Origin of the sequence: Pedobacter miscanthi, from assembly GCF_032678605.1 — a bacterium.
GTDB lineage: Bacteria > Bacteroidota > Bacteroidia > Sphingobacteriales > Sphingobacteriaceae > Pedobacter > Pedobacter miscanthi_A.
On record NZ_JAVTSU010000013.1, the window covers coordinates 44,389 to 60,292 of the forward strand.

At 38.3% G+C, this 15,904-nt stretch carries 15 protein-coding genes; 9 read left to right on the plus strand and 6 right to left on the minus strand.

The window, feature by feature from the left end:
* Window positions 1-20: 20 nt before the first annotated feature.
* Both R2R28_RS19125 and R2R28_RS19130 read right to left on the minus strand, forming a co-directional pair.
* Entirely contained in the window at window positions 21-1,070 is a 1,050-nt protein-coding gene (locus R2R28_RS19125; RefSeq protein ID WP_316827288.1) for a glycoside hydrolase family 130 protein, read from the minus strand.
* A gap of 66 nt (window positions 1,071-1,136) precedes the next feature.
* Window positions 1,137-1,322 carry a CsbD family protein gene (locus R2R28_RS19130; protein ID WP_025145117.1) on the minus strand — a complete coding sequence of 62 codons (186 nt, stop codon included), beginning with the start codon at window positions 1,320-1,322 and terminating at the stop codon, window positions 1,137-1,139.
* A 201-nt stretch (window positions 1,323-1,523) separates the two neighbouring features.
* On the opposite strand from R2R28_RS19130, the gene R2R28_RS19135 reads away from it, so the two are divergent.
* Both R2R28_RS19135 and R2R28_RS19140 read left to right on the plus strand, forming a co-directional pair.
* Window positions 1,524-4,613, plus strand: coding sequence for a TonB-dependent receptor (locus tag R2R28_RS19135; RefSeq protein ID WP_316827289.1), 3,090 nt, complete (start codon window positions 1,524-1,526; stop codon window positions 4,611-4,613).
* A gap of 16 nt (window positions 4,614-4,629) precedes the next feature.
* Window positions 4,630-6,009: a RagB/SusD family nutrient uptake outer membrane protein gene (locus R2R28_RS19140; RefSeq protein ID WP_316827290.1), complete on the plus strand. Its 1,380-nt coding sequence runs from the start codon at window positions 4,630-4,632 to the stop codon at window positions 6,007-6,009.
* A 72-nt stretch (window positions 6,010-6,081) separates the two neighbouring features.
* On the opposite strand, the gene acs is transcribed toward R2R28_RS19140, so the two are convergent.
* Window positions 6,082-7,977, minus strand: a complete 1,896-nt coding sequence (gene acs, locus R2R28_RS19145; RefSeq protein WP_316827291.1) for an acetate--CoA ligase — start codon at window positions 7,975-7,977, stop codon at window positions 6,082-6,084.
* Between the two features lie 293 nt (window positions 7,978-8,270).
* Here acs and rpmB point away from each other — a divergent pair, with 293 nt between their 5' ends.
* The 7 genes from rpmB (at window position 8,271) to rimO (ending at window position 12,115) form a co-directional block, all read left to right on the plus strand.
* Window positions 8,271-8,504, plus strand: a complete 234-nt coding sequence (gene rpmB / locus R2R28_RS19150; protein WP_025145121.1) for a 50S ribosomal protein L28 — start codon at window positions 8,271-8,273, stop codon at window positions 8,502-8,504.
* Window positions 8,505-8,548: 44 nt separating this feature from the next.
* Complete coding sequence (gene rpmG, locus R2R28_RS19155) at window positions 8,549-8,731, plus strand: 50S ribosomal protein L33 (protein WP_010599807.1); 183 nt, start codon at window positions 8,549-8,551, stop codon at window positions 8,729-8,731.
* An 87-nt stretch (window positions 8,732-8,818) separates the two neighbouring features.
* Window positions 8,819-8,974, plus strand: coding sequence for a DUF4295 domain-containing protein (locus R2R28_RS19160; RefSeq protein WP_010599808.1), 156 nt, complete (start codon window positions 8,819-8,821; stop codon window positions 8,972-8,974).
* 117 nt (window positions 8,975-9,091) lie between these two features.
* Entirely contained in the window at window positions 9,092-9,244 is a 153-nt protein-coding gene (locus R2R28_RS19165) for a hypothetical protein (protein WP_316827292.1), read from the plus strand.
* Between the two features lie 84 nt (window positions 9,245-9,328).
* Window positions 9,329-10,291: a signal recognition particle-docking protein FtsY gene (gene ftsY, locus R2R28_RS19170; RefSeq protein WP_187591622.1), complete on the plus strand. Its 963-nt coding sequence runs from the start codon at window positions 9,329-9,331 to the stop codon at window positions 10,289-10,291.
* 58 nt (window positions 10,292-10,349) lie between these two features.
* The gene (locus R2R28_RS19175; RefSeq protein ID WP_316827293.1) at window positions 10,350-10,724 is read left to right on the plus strand and encodes a GxxExxY protein; all 375 of its coding nucleotides are present in this window, start codon (window positions 10,350-10,352) and stop codon (window positions 10,722-10,724) included.
* 62 nt (window positions 10,725-10,786) lie between these two features.
* Window positions 10,787-12,115 carry a 30S ribosomal protein S12 methylthiotransferase RimO gene (gene rimO, locus R2R28_RS19180; protein WP_316827294.1) on the plus strand — a complete coding sequence of 443 codons (1,329 nt, stop codon included), beginning with the start codon at window positions 10,787-10,789 and terminating at the stop codon, window positions 12,113-12,115.
* 61 nt (window positions 12,116-12,176) lie between these two features.
* Here the strand turns inward: rimO and R2R28_RS19185 are convergent, their stop codons facing one another.
* The 3 genes from R2R28_RS19185 to R2R28_RS19195 all read right to left on the minus strand — a co-directional run bounded on the left by R2R28_RS19185 (window position 12,177) and on the right by R2R28_RS19195 (window position 15,860).
* Window positions 12,177-12,521, minus strand: a complete 345-nt coding sequence (locus R2R28_RS19185; RefSeq protein WP_316827295.1) for a hypothetical protein — start codon at window positions 12,519-12,521, stop codon at window positions 12,177-12,179.
* Between the two features lie 834 nt (window positions 12,522-13,355).
* Complete coding sequence (locus R2R28_RS19190; protein WP_316827296.1) at window positions 13,356-14,357, minus strand: NAD(P)H-dependent glycerol-3-phosphate dehydrogenase; 1,002 nt, start codon at window positions 14,355-14,357, stop codon at window positions 13,356-13,358.
* Between the two features lie 171 nt (window positions 14,358-14,528).
* A complete protein-coding gene (locus tag R2R28_RS19195) occupies window positions 14,529-15,860 on the minus strand; it encodes an efflux RND transporter periplasmic adaptor subunit (RefSeq protein ID WP_316827297.1) in 1,332 nt (443 codons plus the stop codon).
* Window positions 15,861-15,904 lie beyond the last annotated feature (44 nt).

Consider the following 15,904-nt stretch of genomic DNA (forward strand, 5'->3'; position numbering starts at 1 on the left):
GTGTCTTCGTGCCTTTATAGTCAAAAATAACTAAGCTCAGCTAAAATCTCCCTCACCGAAAACTTAGCACCACAAACAAATTCATCCGCAGCGCCGTAATAAATGGTTAGTTCATCTCCGTTAAGCACATGTCCGTTGGTAAATACCACCTCGCCAAAAAAACCGTGCAGTTCGTAATTCTCTTTAGGTATCATAATGGGTTCTTCCGTTCGCGCCAATACTTTAGATGGATCTTCTAAATCCATTAAAAACGCACCTAAACAGTATTGATGTTTTTCATTTGCACCATGATATATTTCGAGCCAGCCATGGGCTGTTTTAAGCGGCGCAGCACCGGCACCAACACGGGTACTATCCCAGTTACCTGGCCTGGTTTTGATGATACATTGATGATTACCCCAATGTATTCCATCCGGAGATTCAGCCAGCCAGATATAATTGCCTCCCAAAGCCACGCTGCTAGGCCGATGCAAAGCATAAAATTTATCATTTATCCGTTCTTCAAATATGGCGCAATCTTTATTATGCGGAGGGATAATCATTCCATGATTTTGATAGGTCTTCCAGTTTTTTGTGGTCCGCATGCCTACCCCTACCCCGTGCCCTGAAACTGCGGTAAAGGTTAAATAATAGGTATCATCAATCAACGAAACACGGCAATCTTCAATCCCAAAAACTTCATTTTCTCCTTCACCCTGCAATAATGGGTAAGCTTCTGGCTGATAGAATTGTATGCCATCGTCACTACAAACCAATCTTAAATGTGATAAAGTGGTTAAATAATCATAGCCTTTATAATTAATTATCCTCGGGTCGCTGGCATTTAATTCAGGGTGATTTTCTTTAATCTCGATAATTTCAATTCCATTTTCTTTCAATACAGGAAAAGAAATTAGGCCATCTTTCTGCTTTGGTCTTTCCGCAACACGGATCAACAACCATGTTTTTGCCCCGAATGTAAAAACACCCGGATTTAGAAGACAAACAATTTCCAAACCTGCTCTGCTTGGCACCAGATCTTTTGGATGTAAAATTGGGTTTTCAGGAAATCTTTTGGCAATATCAGGCATAAAAAATGTTTGTTAAAGCAAAACAGGCGACCAAATTGACCGCCTGTTTCTTTTATAGAATTGATGTTATAGTGAGTTGATCCATTTCACAAGCTCTTCTCTTCCTTTTCCGGTTTTTTGTTGAAGTTTACCCAACAATTCATCGTCTTGCCCCTCTTCGTGCTTTAAATCATCATCAGTTAAATCGGCGTAAGCTTGTTTAACCTTTCCTTTTATTTCATTCCACTTTCCTTTTAATTCTAACTTATCCATGCTCGTATTTTTTTAATATAAAAATCTGTTTTCTATACCTGTTCAACAAGTTTAACCGCTTTTTTGTTTCGATTTCAATCCACTAAACCAAATACTAAACACATTTCTACCTCTTTTACAAAGATTTAGATAAATTTTTGATTATCTTAATAGTAATATTTCTACAAAAACTAAACATTATTAACTAAACCTAAAATTTTGATGAAAAAACTACTCTTAAGTATGATTTTATCCCTCGGTTTAATTTCATTTGCTTTCGCGCAGGGCAAGGTAATTACCGGGAAGGTAACGTCGGCCTCTGGACCAATTCCGGGCGTTAGCGTATTTGTAAAAGGCGCTCCAGCCAATGGCACACAGAGCGACGCCACCGGAGCTTTTAAATTAACGGTATCTGATGATGCCAAAACACTTGTTTTTAGCTTTATCGGTTACAAAACCAAAGAAGTACCCATTACCGGGCAAACTGTTAACACCAGTTTAGACGAGGAAAACAATACCTTATCGGATGTTATTGTGGTGGGTTATGGTACACAGAATAAACGGGATGTGACGGGATCGGTGGCCTCTGTTAAATCGAAGGATCTGGAAAACTTACCTGTAACGAGTTTTGAGCAGGCCTTACAAGGAAAAGCAGCAGGTGTACAGATTGCGGCACAAAATGGAAAATTAGGTCAGGGGATTACCGTGAGGGTAAGGGGCGCGGCATCTGTAACAGCAGGTAGCGAGCCACTTTATATTGTTGATGGAATTCCGATTACTTCTGGCGATTTTTCCAGTACTACTGCACCAACTAGTGCTTTAGCGGATTTAAATACGAACGATATCGAATCCATTGAAGTATTAAAAGATGCCTCTGCATCGGCCATATATGGAGCTAGGGCCTCTAATGGGGTAGTATTGATTACAACCAAACAAGGTAAGGTTGGCAAAACACTTATCCAGTTTAATGCATTAGGCGGAGTAAGTTCTCCCTCTAACCATAGGGATTTTTTAAATGCCGAACAATATGTTCAACTAGAGCGAAGAGCTGGGCAAGGTCAGGCGAACCAGGATTTTCTCGCTGGAGAATATACAACTTTACAAGAAGCTCTTGATGATTATAGTGAAAGTGTAGAGGCACGTTTAAACCGGTATTCGGCCGGCAATAATGATTACCAAACTTATAAAGTAAATACTAACTGGGAAGCTGCTTCTTATCAGGATAAGCCAGTTACCCAGCAATATGATCTGAATTTGACCGGAGGGAATGACAAGACTAAATTTTATATCGGTGGCCAGGCCTTAGATCAGCAAGGAATTGTGATTGGAAACAGCTATAAACGATATAGTGGAAGATTAAACCTGACCAATAAAGTAACCGATTTTTTAGAGGTAGGTGTTAACCTAAATTTCTCAAACAGCATTAACAACAGGTTATCCAATGATAATGCTTTTTCAAGTCCTCTACAATCGGTAGCACTTTCGCCGATTACTCCATTTATCGATCCAAGGTCAGGTTTAATCAGCGGAACTTTGCCTGGAGCAGCTTCGAACTATCCGGTTTACTATAACCCATTTATTAGTGTGGACAATGCCTTTTACAAGGCAACCGTTTATAGAACAATTGGTAAAGCTTTTGCGAATATCAATATTGCAAAGGGTTTAAAATTTAGTACTGATTTTTCTATCGATAACTTAAATCAAAACGAAGAAAGTTATTATGGCTCTTTAACATTCAGAAATACGGGTGCATCAAGTGGATATGGACAAAATATTTCAACGTTTGTTATCAACGCCAATACCAATAACTTTTTCAGTTACAACAAAACTATTGGCAAGAGTGCTTTTGATGTTATTTTGGGTACAAGTTATCAAAAATCGACCACCAAATACAGCACTATAGAAGCACAGGATTTCCCGAGCGATTCATATATTAAACTAGGTTCTGCGGCAACAAAAGTAATTGCAACCAGCAACGAAGGCGCATTTAGTTTTTTATCCTATTTCTTCAGGGCCAATTACAAATTTAACGAACGTTATTTAGTTGGCTTTAGCGTAAGGGCAGATGGTTCGTCGCGTTTTGGCACCAACAACAGGTATGGATATTTCCCGGCTGGATCATTGGCCTGGATTGCTTCGGAAGAAGATTTCTTAAAAGAAAGTGAAACCATCAGTTTATTAAAATTAAGGGCAAGTTACGGCTTAACAGGTAATGCAGAAATAGGCAATTACTCTGCCCGTGGTTTATTTAGCGGAACAGGTGCATACGGTGGCTTACCAGGATCAACTCCTTCTCGAATTGCCAATCCTGATCTAACCTGGGAAAAAACCAAACAACTCGATATTGGTTTCGACTTCGGTATCTTAAAGAACAGAATTACAGGGGTTTTTGATTTCTACCAAAAAAACACCACAGATTTACTGTTGGATCTTCCCATTCCCCAAACAACAGGTTTCTCTATCAAAACCCAAAATTTAGGTTCATTAAAAAATACCGGATTTGAATTGGGTATTAACACCGAAAATTTTGTAGGTGCTTTCAAGTGGTCAACTGCAATTACGGGGGCAATTAACAACAACAAGATTACCAATTTAGGCGGACAGATTTTGAATAGTAATGAAATAAACGCAGCCATTTCAGGTCAACCAATCGGTGTATTTTATATACCAGAATACGCTGGGGTAAATCCGGCAAATGGAGATGCACTTTATTACCTAAACACCACAGATGCCTCGGGGAATATTGATAGATCGACCACAACAGATATCAATAAAGCACAGAGAATATTTGCAGGAAACCCTAATCCTAAGTTTACCTTTGGTTTAAACAATACTTTCTCTTATCAAAATTTTGATTTAGGTATATTTTTTCAAGGTGTGAAAGGCAATAAAATTTTTAATGCTGGTGGTCAATATATGAGCGCTAACGGTTCGAATGGTTATGATAATCAAACTACAGATCAAATGAGCTATTGGGACAAACCGGGTGATATTACATCTGTTCCAGAGCCACGTTTGTTTGCGGGTAATGGTATTGGAAACTCGACAAGGTATTTATCTGACGGCTCTTATTTGAGATTAAAAACCTTAACACTCGGTTATACTTTCCCAACTTCAGTATTAACTAAAATTAAATTAAGCAAATTAAGGTTATATGCTACAGCTCAAAATCTGCTTACTATAACCGGATATAAGGGATGGGATCCAGAGGTTAATGCCGATTATCAATCGACAAATATTAATCAGGGAGTAGATTTTTACTCAGCACCACAACCACGTGTAATTTCATTTGGTATTAACATCGGTCTATAATTAAAAAAGAATCAAAATGAAAAAGACATATATAAATTATATCATATTTGCTTGCATGCTTTTGATGGCTTTATCATCCTGCAAGAAAGCACTGGAAATAAATCCTGTTGATACCATTGAGCAAAAGAATGCTTTACTCACCTCAAAAGATGTTGAAGGAGCCTTAGTTGGTGCATACTCAGATCTCGGCAGCCGCAATTTCTTTGGTGGCCGTTCGTTTTTAATTGCTGATTTCTTAGCAAATACCGATGCCATTGAATGGTTTGGCACCTACGAAGAGTTAACACAAGCCATCAACAAATCACTTTTAAAAACCAATGTTTTTGTTGATAATGTTTGGGCTGCAGGGTATACCGCAATTAATGACGCCAATAATGTAATTGCTGCACTTGATAAAGTAGAACCGACCAAAAAAACCAGAGTTGAAGGAGAAGCCAAATTTATTCGGGGTGCAGCATATTTCGAATTGGTTAGATTATTCGGGAAATCCTATAATGATGGTTCGCCAACTACAAATCTGGGTTTACCTATAGTTTTAACACCAACCAATCTCATTAGCGAGGCGAATTATGTAAGTAGGGCTACTGTAGCTGCCGTTTACAATCAGGCTATAACCGATTTAACAGATGCAGAAGCTAAACTTCCGGCAACTAATGGTTTTTTCGCAACTAAATCTGCAGCAGCTGCAATGCTAGCGAGACTTTATTTACAAATGGGTAATTACAGCGCGGCCGGGGCAGCCGCAAACCGGGTGATTGCTTCTGGAAATTATCAACTAACAGGTACATACCTTGCTGCTTTCCCTAAAATGCCAGAAAGTGGAAGGCCCGCAAGACCTGGAGACAATTCTACTGAAGATGTTTTTGCTGTGCAAGTAACAACGCTTACCGGATTTAACGGTTTTAATGAGTTTTATGGTTCATCAACTTTTGGTGGCCGCGGAGATGCCGTGATATCACAAGATTGGATTGATGAGACTTATTCCACAGATGATGACAGGATTAATGCCTTTTATGACGATGACGATATATTCACTACCAAGTACGGAAATCAATTTGGGAATGTACCGGTAATCAGATTGGCCGAAATGTATTTGATCAGGGCAGAAAGTAATGTCCGTTTGGCACCAGCAGCTCCAATTGGCGGTGTAACGCCGCTTCAGGATTTAACAACCGTTAGAAGCAGGGCTGGCTTAACAACCGCTACAGCTACACTTACAGATATTCTCAACGAAAGAAAACTTGAATTTGCTTTTGAAGGATTTTCGCTACACGACTCAAAAAGAACACAAACCAATATTGGTAGCTTACCATGGAACTCAACTAAATTAATTTTCCCAATACCACAAAGAGAAATTGATGCCAATACAAAATTGACTCAAAATCCAGGCTACTAGTCATAATTGCCTATAAACAAAAAAGCCTCCCGATTTACATCTGGAGGCTTTCTCGTTAAATATTATATGCTACTAAAGCTTCTTTGCTGCTTCAATAATTTCTTCAACCACACCAGGATCCAATAGCGTAGAAGTATCGCCCAGATTCGCTGTATCTCCTTCGGCAATCTTGCGTAAAATCCGGCGCATAATTTTACCAGAGCGTGTTTTTGGCAGGCCGGAAACAAACAATATTTTATCAGGTTTGGCAATGGCACCGATTACTCTTGTAACCGTTTGCAAAATATCTTTTTTCGATAATTCTGCTTCGCCATGCATTTCAGGATAAATGACGAAAGCATAAATGCCCTGCCCTTTTACATCATGTGGATAACCAACAACAGCACTTTCTACCACACCGGCATGCATGTTAATGGCATTTTCTACTTCAGCAGTACCAATCCTGTGTCCGGAAACATTTAGCACATCATCTACGCGACCAGTAATTCGATAATAACCATCTTCATCACGCAAACAACCGTCGCCGGTGAAATATAAATTCTCGTAAGTAGAAAAATAGGTTTGTTTACAACGTTCGTGGTCGCCATAAGTGGTGCGCAACATCCCCGGCCATGGGAATTTAATGCAAAGATTTCCCATTACCCCGTTTCCTTCTATCTCCTTACCATTTTCATCAACCAAAATCGGCTGAATACCTGGTAAAGGCAGCGTTGCAAAACTGGGTTTGGTTGGGGTTACCGTTGCAATTGGCGAAATCATAATCCCCCCGGTTTCTGTTTGCCACCAGGTATCAACAATAGGCGCTTTACCATGCCCGATTTTTTCATCGAACCAATGCCATGCTTCCTCGTTAATTGGCTCTCCTACCGATCCTAAAACACGGATAGAGCTTAAATCTTTTCCCTTTAACGGTTCTTCGCCATAACTCATTAATGAACGGATAGCTGTTGGAGCAGTATACAGCGTATTTACCTTGTGTTTTTCTACAATATCCCAAAAACGCGATGGTGTTGGGTAAGTAGGGATGCCTTCGAACAGCACAGAAGTTGCCCCTTGCGAAAGCGGTCCGTAAACAATATAAGAGTGACCGGTAATCCAACCGATATCGGCTGTACAGAAATAAACTTCGCCCGGCTGATAGTTAAATACATTCGAAAAAGTATAACCTGCATAAACCATATAGCCTCCACAGGTATGCACTACACCTTTAGGTTTCCCGGTAGACCCTGAAGTATAAAGAATAAACAGCATATCTTCTGCGTCCATTTCTTCTGCCTCACAGATATCGTTTACGTGTTTAACCTCATCTTCCCACCAAACATCCCTGCCTTTCAACATCGAAACTGGTGTACGGATATGTGTTAATACGATACATTTTTCAACCGTTGGACAGCCAATTAATGCATCATCAATTACATCTTTTAACGGAATTTGTTTATTACCACGGTAAGAACCATCGGCGGTTATCACCACTTTACATTGCGAATCATTAATGCGGTCGGCGATTGATTTTGCTGAAAACCCGCCAAAAATAACCGAATGAACGGCACCAATCCGGGCACAAGCCAAAACTGCAATAGCCAGTTCGGGCACCATAGGCATATAAATACAAATCCGGTCGCCTTTTTTAGCACCGTTACGTTTTAAAACATTAGCAAAACGGCAAACGCGTTCATGCAACATTTTATAAGTATAGGTAACACTTTCTTCCTCAGGGTTATTCGGCTCCCAGATGATGGCGGGTTTATCGCCATTGGTAGCAAGATGACGGTCTAAACAGTTTTCGGTAATATTAAGTTTAGCGCCCTCGAACCATTTAATATTAGGCTCATTAAAATTCCACGATAAAACCTTAAACCAGGGTTTACGCCATTGAAAATTCTGTGCTACTTCGCCCCAAAACTGTTCCGGGTTTTCTACGCTTTTTTTATAATCTTCTTCGTACTGCTTAAAAGATGTAATCTGCATTGCTCTGTTTTATATTTTGGATTAGTTGCGGCTAATTTAAATAAATAATAATTAGCAGAAATAGGCTAATCGTATCAAAATGAATATCAAACGTTTGATAAGAAATATTTATTTTTAATATCTAAAGAATTTAATAGGTGGCTTTAATAATCAATGCACAAACCTTTACCCCTTGTAGATAATAATTGTAAAAAATAATTAGCTAGGCTATTGTCTTTTACAATTATTATTCAGATATTTGCACACTCTTAAAAAAATTAAGCGGACGATATTAACAACTATATTTACAAGTCATGTCAAGAGTTTGTGATTTAACAGGAAAAAAAGCAATGGTAGGTAACAACGTTTCTCACTCAAACGTTAAAACCAAACGCAAATTTTACCCAAACCTACAACTTCAGAAATTTTATATTCCTGAAGAAAACCGTTGGATTACGTTGAAAGTTTCTACTTCAGCGATTAAAACCATCAATAAAGTGGGCATTAGCGAAGCAATTAACCGTTTCGTAAAAAAAGGATTTTTGTAAAAAACATTAACTGTTGAGATTAACAGTTTTCAATTTATAATAAAATGGCAAAAAAAGGTAACAGAGTTCAGGTTATTTTAGAATGTACTGAACATAAAGAAAGTGGCATGCCAGGTATGTCTAGATATATTTCTACCAAAAACCGTAAAAACACTACTGAGAGATTAGAATTGAAAAAATTCAATCCAGTATTGAGAAAAGTAACCGTACATAAAGAGATTAAATAAGATTGAGGATGTAAAGGTAGAAGGTTTAGGGGATAACATCCTCCATTCTATCAATCTATCATTCAATCATTAAAATTTTATAAGAACATGGCAAAGAAAGTAGTTGCAACCCTTAAAACAGGTACAGGTAAAGAATATTCGAAAGTAATTACAATGGTAAAATCACCTAAAACTGGTGCTTACTCATTCAAAGAACTTATCGTACACAACGACCACGTAAAAGATGCTATCGCATCTAAATAAGGTTAATATTTTTACATAAAAATATTAAAGGCCGTTCCGTTTTAACCGGAAGGGCTTTTTTTGTTAGTGAAATTTACGGTAGGAAATAATTGATTATCTTTGATAAAAAGCATAACCATGGAAGCGTATAAGTTTAAGGCAAAAGTTTCTGAAAATGGAACTATTGCTGTTCCTGACGGATTTGATGTAAAAAATAAAGAAGTTGAAGTCATTATTTTAGTTAAATCAGAACAATTTATTTCCCAAAAAGAACAGGTAGAAATCCCTTAATAACTTACTGAATTTTAGCGCACACGAATCCAAATTCGGATTACAAACACCTACCGATTTTTTAAAAAACATAATTAATAACTAATGGGTTTATTCGATTTTTTCAAAAAGAAAGAAACTGCACCTGAAGCTCAGGAAGCATTGGATAAAGGTTTAGAGAAAACCAAAGATGGTTTTTTCAACAAAATTACCAAGGCCGTTGCAGGAAAATCTTCTGTTGATGATGAAGTCCTCGATAATCTGGAAGAAGTTTTGGTTACTTCTGATGTGGGCGTAAGTACCACCTTAAAAATTATCAAACGTATTGAAGAGCGCGTTGCTAAAGATAAATACCTCAACACCTCTGAGCTAAACTTTATCCTCCGTGACGAGATACAGCTGTTGTTATCAGAAAATAACAGTAACGATTTCCGTCAGTTCGAATACGGCGACCATAAACCTTATGTGATTATGGTGGTTGGTGTAAACGGCGTGGGTAAAACTACCACCATCGGAAAACTGGCGCATAAACTAAAAGAATCAGGACTTAAAGTTGTTTTAGGTGCTGCCGATACTTTTAGGGCTGCAGCTGTTGATCAGATTAAACTTTGGGGCGAACGTGTTGGAGTAAGGGTAGTAGCGCAGGCTATGGGCTCTGATCCTGCTTCGGTTGCCTTTGATACCCTACAATCGGCCGTTGCAAGTGGCGAAGATGTAGTGATTATCGATACCGCCGGACGTTTGCACAACAAAGTCGGTTTGATGAACGAGCTTGGCAAAATTAAACAGGTAATGCAAAAGGTTGTTCCAGGTGCCCCTCACGAAATTTTGTTGGTATTGGATGCCTCTACCGGTCAAAATGCTTTTGAACAGTGTAAACAGTTTACCGAAGCAACGGATGTAAATGCATTAGCCATTACCAAATTAGATGGGACGGCAAAAGGTGGTGTAGTAATCGGCATTTCAGACCAGTTCAGGATTCCGGTTAAATATATCGGTGTAGGAGAAAAAATAGGCGATTTACAGCTTTTTGACAAGAAAGAGTTTGTGAATAGTTTGTTTAAATAGCACTTCGTGTGTGATTACACCGATTTGAGGATTACACAGATTATGTATAAATTTATACATGATTGAGTATGAAAAAGATACACTTACGCAAACCATAATAGGCTGTTGTTATGAAGTTCACAATCAATTAGGTCCGGGTTTTTTAGAGAAAATCTACGTAAACGCGCTAAAAATTAAACTTCAACAAGCTGGTTTAAATTATATTGCCGAAAAAGAATTTAGCGTTTTATTCGAAAACGTAATCATAGGAAAATTTCGATGTGATCTTTTGGTTGAAAATAAAATAATTGTTGAATTAAAATCAGTCACCGGATACCAGCCTAAGTTATTTCAAAGTCAACTTATATCATACTTAAAAGCAAGCAAAATTAAAACAGGATTATTGATTAACTTTGGCAACACAAGCTGCGAAGTAAAACGACTGTCCGCCTAAACATATCATCGGTACTCACCCAAATCGGTGTAATCATTATTATCGGTGCTATCATACATAACATGAATACCAAAACAATAAAAAAAACCACAGTTAAACAGCCTAAAATCAATGTCATTACATTAGGTTGTTCAAAAAACATATACGATTCGGAAGTATTGATGGGTCAGTTACGTGGCAACAATTTAAACGTTGTGCACGAATCTGATAAAATGGGCAAAGATGATATCGTGGTTATTAATACCTGCGGTTTTATCGATAATGCAAAACAGGAATCAATTGATACCATCCTCCAGTTCAGCGAGCTTAAAGAGGCTGGTAAAATTGGCAAAGTAGTGGTTACAGGTTGCTTATCTGAGCGTTACAAACCCGAATTAGAATCAGAAATTACCAACGTTGATGCTTTTTTTGGCACAAACGATTTACAGAATATATTACATGAGTTAGGTGCAAATTACAAACACGAACTTATCGGCGAGCGTTTATTAACCACCCCTTCTCATTTTGCTTATTTCAAAATTGCCGAAGGCTGTAACCGCCCATGCTCTTTTTGTGCCATTCCGCTGATGCGCGGCAAACACATGAGCAAGCCAATGGAAGAACTCGTTAACGAAGCAAAGATTTTAGCTAAAAACGGCACAAAAGAACTGATTTTAATTGCACAGGACCTTACGTATTATGGATTGGACCTTTATGGCGTGCGTAAGTTAGATGAATTGATGCGTCGCATATCAGACGTTCCCGGCATCGAATGGATTCGTTTGCAATACGCCTACCCTTCCGGTTTCCCTATGGAAATTTTAGATGCCATGAATGAGCGCGATAATATTTGCAAGTATCTGGATATGCCATTGCAGCACATTACAGATAACATGCTTAAATCGATGCGCCGTGGTACCACCAAACAAAAAACCATTGATTTAGTAAACCAGATCCGCGATAAGGTACCGAATATTGCGATGCGTACCACATTGATCTGCGGTTACCCTGGCGAAACAGAGCACGATTTCGAAGAAATGAAAGAGTGGGTTGCCGAAACCAAATTCGATCGTTTAGGTTGTTTTACCTATTCGCACGAGGAAAAAACACACGCACATACTTTGGTTGATGATATACCTGATGAAGTAAAACAACAGCGTGTGGATGATATTATGGAAATTCAACAGGGTATTTCATTCGATATTAACCAGGAAAAAGTAGGTAAAACCTTTAAAGTGCTGATTGATAAAAAAGAAGGTGATTTCTTTGTAGGAAGAACTGAATTTGACTCTCCAGAGGTGGATAATGAAGTTTTGATCGACGCGGCAACAGGTTACGCTGCAAACGGAAGTTTTGTTCAGGTAAAAATAGACCGGGCAGAAGATTTCGATTTGTACGGAACGATTGTTTAGAAAAAAACACACAAAATATTAAGAGGCTGTCTCAAAGTAAATGAGGCAGCCTTTTTTTTAATTATTTTTTAGGTGCTGGTCTGTCTTTAATCTGACTAGGTTTTAACCAGATTTTAGCTCCTTTAGCGTTTACATAATATTTTTCATTTTTTGCATTGATGTAAACATCCGTTCCATCTGGTGCCATTTTACCTTTCCAGGTTTTATCTGCAACTTTCGAACTTCCTTTTACTGCTACTTCTGCCGTTTTATTACCTACCGATTTGGCGCCTTTACCAATTGCTTTACCGGTATGGTCTAATGCTTTACCAACTTCGGTTTTCTTTTTTTCCTGAGCATTTACATTTAGGGCTGCACCACCAAATAAGGCAAGTGTTAATAAACCCATTACTAATTTCTTTTTCATGACAGCTATATTTTGTTTTGATAATAACAGCTGATCTTTAGATTTGTTTTATTTCTGTTACACTAATTTGTTTCCTGCACTACCTTGTGTTAAATAAACCTTATTGAAGCGGTTATCCTTTTTGTTGAACCACACCAAAAACATGCTACTAACCCTCACAAAAAGATAAAAGCGGAAAGAAGGGCTGCTGTAAACGAAAAGCAATAAGCCTGCTTTCCAAAAACCTTAAAACCCTGTTTTTGAAGCGCAAAACCAGTGCAATTATATGAGTTTGTTCCCGTGCTCCGCTGTATCCTTTCGCTGCGCTCCAGGGATGCCGCTTCGCCCGGGGCTAAATTTAACGGCACTACAAGTAAAACAGCCCGCCTAATATTATGCAAGGCAACTAATATGTTTCTAGAACAACTTTCTGTTAAATAAACCTTATTAAAGCGGTTATCCTTTTTGTTGAACCACCACAAAAACATGCTACTAACCCTCACAAAAAGATAAAAGCGGAAAGAAGGGCTGCTGTAACCGAAAAGCAATAAGCCTGCTTTCCAAAAACCTTAAAACCCTGTTTTTGAAGCGCAAAACCAGTGAAACTATATAAGTTTGTTCCCGTGCTCCGCTGTATCCTTTCGCTGCGCTCCAGGGATGCCGCTTCGCCCGGGGCTACACAGTTAATTAGTGCAAGGAAAACATACAAATCACGACAATACAATTCTGTGATTGTCAGTCTGAACGTAATCGAAGACTTTAGCGCCTGGTAAATTAAGAAATGCCCTTCGAATACGCTCAGGGTTGACATATTTAGCAGATTCTCTAAATAAAAGAAAATAAGATATAAATATTTTAATTTAATTTCTCGGCCAGTAATTTCATTTCGATGCGTGGTGAACGATTTTCGTAAATAATGTTATATACCGCTTTACAAATAGGCATATCTACATGATAGGCCTGATTTTTAATGTGCATGCATTTTACCGCATAATAACCTTCGGCAATCATATTCATTTCGAGCTGGGCCGATTTTACCGTGTAACCCTTCCCTACCATATTGCCAAAAGTACGGTTGCGGCTAAATTGCGAATAAGCAGTAACCAGCAGATCACCAAGATATGCAGATTCCTTAATATCCCTTTCAATCGGGTGAACAGCATCTACAAAACGTTTAATCTCCCGGATGGCGTTGCTGATTAATACGGCCTGAAAGTTATCACCATAACCTATGCCGTGACAGATACCACTTGCAACTGCATATATATTTTTTAAAACAGCAGCGTATTCTGTACCGAAAATATCGTCTGATACGTTTGTTTTAATATAACGGGTATTTAAAAATGAGGCAAATGTTGATGCCTGCTCTATATTGGTACAGGCAATGGTTAAATAGGAAAGTTTTTCTAAAGCAACCTCTTCGGCATGGCAGGGGCCACTCACCACTAAAATATCGTGGTACGGAATACCATACTTTTCGTGCATAAACTCACCGATAATCAAATTATCTTCGGGCACAATACCTTTTATGGCAGAAACTATTTTTTTACCTTTTAAATCTTCAGGAGTGATAGAAGATAGGGTAGTTTTTAAAAATGCAGCAGGAACGTTTAAAATTACAAAATCAGCCGATTTGATAATGGAACTAATATCAGATGAAATATGATCATCCTCATTAAGTTTAATCTCAACAGAACTGATATAATTAGGGTTATGCTTAAATTTTTTGATGTGCTCGATGGCACTTTCATTGCGCATCCACCAAAAAATTTCCTTTTCAGATAAATTATCCGCAAGCATTTTTACAATGGCAGTCGCCCAGCTACCGCCCCCTATCATTGCTATTTTAGGTACCATGATTAAAAAAGGTTTAAGGTAAAAGGTGTAAAGCCTTTTATAGGCATAAGGCAAAAGGTGTAAGGCTTAAGGTTTAAGACTACTCTGCCCTATACCTTAAACCTTACACCCTAAATCTTAGGAATACACCTTAAACAACGCAAGTTACTATTTCTTGCGGGTAATTATAAACTACTTCTTACCGTCTTTGCTAAACAATTGGTCTTTAGCGGTTTTTTCTACGATCATTCCATCTTTCAACTTGTTCTGGATGGCAGAATATGGACCGGTTACGATTTCCTGACCTGCTTTCACTCCAGATTTTACAATAATGAACTGATCGTTCTGAATACCTGTAGTTACCTCTGTCTTTTTAACTTTTTTAGTTTTAGCATCGTAAGCATAAATATATTGCTTCACCTTTTTATCGGCCAGCTTAGATTTTTGCTTATCGGTGTTTTCCTGGTTGCCCTGGTTTTCGCCAGATTTCCCGTTATCGGTAAATACCGCCTGGATCGGGATAGCTAAACCTGTTAACGATTCACTTTCAATATCAACCGTTGCCGACATACCCGGACGGAAAATAGATTGTTGTTTACCAGCCAACTCTTCAGTAATCCTGATTTTTACGGAGAAATTGGTTACCTGATCTACCGAAGTAGATACTGCAGTACCAACAGCTGTTGATGAACTTGCAATTTCGGTTACTACCCCTCTAAATTTTTTATCTGAGAAAGCATCTACTTCGATTGAAGCTTTATCGCCAACTTTAACGCGGGTAATGTCATTTTCATTTACATCAACATTAACTTCCATTGATGACAGGTTAGAGATACGCATAATTTCGGTACCAGCCATTTGCGAAGTTCCAAGAATACGGTCGCCCAACTCGATTGATAGTTTGGAAACTACCCCATCAACCGGAGCATAAATAGTAGTTTTAGCTAAGTTTGCACCAGCTTCTTTTACGTTTGCGCCGGTTTGTTCTAAAGTAAATTTAGCACCGGTAACATTTTCTTTTGCGCTAGCCAAGTTTGCTTTAGCTGTTAAATAAGCCGCTTTGGCCGAATCAAACTCTGAAACTGATATTACTTTTTTATTAAAAAGCTCCACATTACGTTTATAGGTAGCTTCAGCGTTTACAAAATTAGCCTGGTTTTGTACAAGTTGTTGTTGCGCGGCAGCTACGCTGGCTTTTTGAGCGTTAAAACTTGCCACTGTTCTTTCATAGCCTGATTGTAATACATCCGGACGTACTTTACAAAGCAATTGACCAGCCTTAACAATGTCACCTTCCTTTACCTTTAATTCTACTACCTCTCCAGATACTTCCGAACTTAATTTAACCTCAGTTTCTGGCTGGATTTTACCACTCGCAGTAACGGTTTCTACAACAGTTTTATCTGATGCTTTTTCTGTAGTCACTTTTTCGGTTTTGTCTCCACCGATCACTCCGGTCAGTTTTAGTATAACCAGAAGGGCTACGATAGCAACTACGGTGATAATAATATGCTTCAGTTTCATAATTTATGTATTGTATTTCGTTTGTTTGTATTAAAAATTTGTAA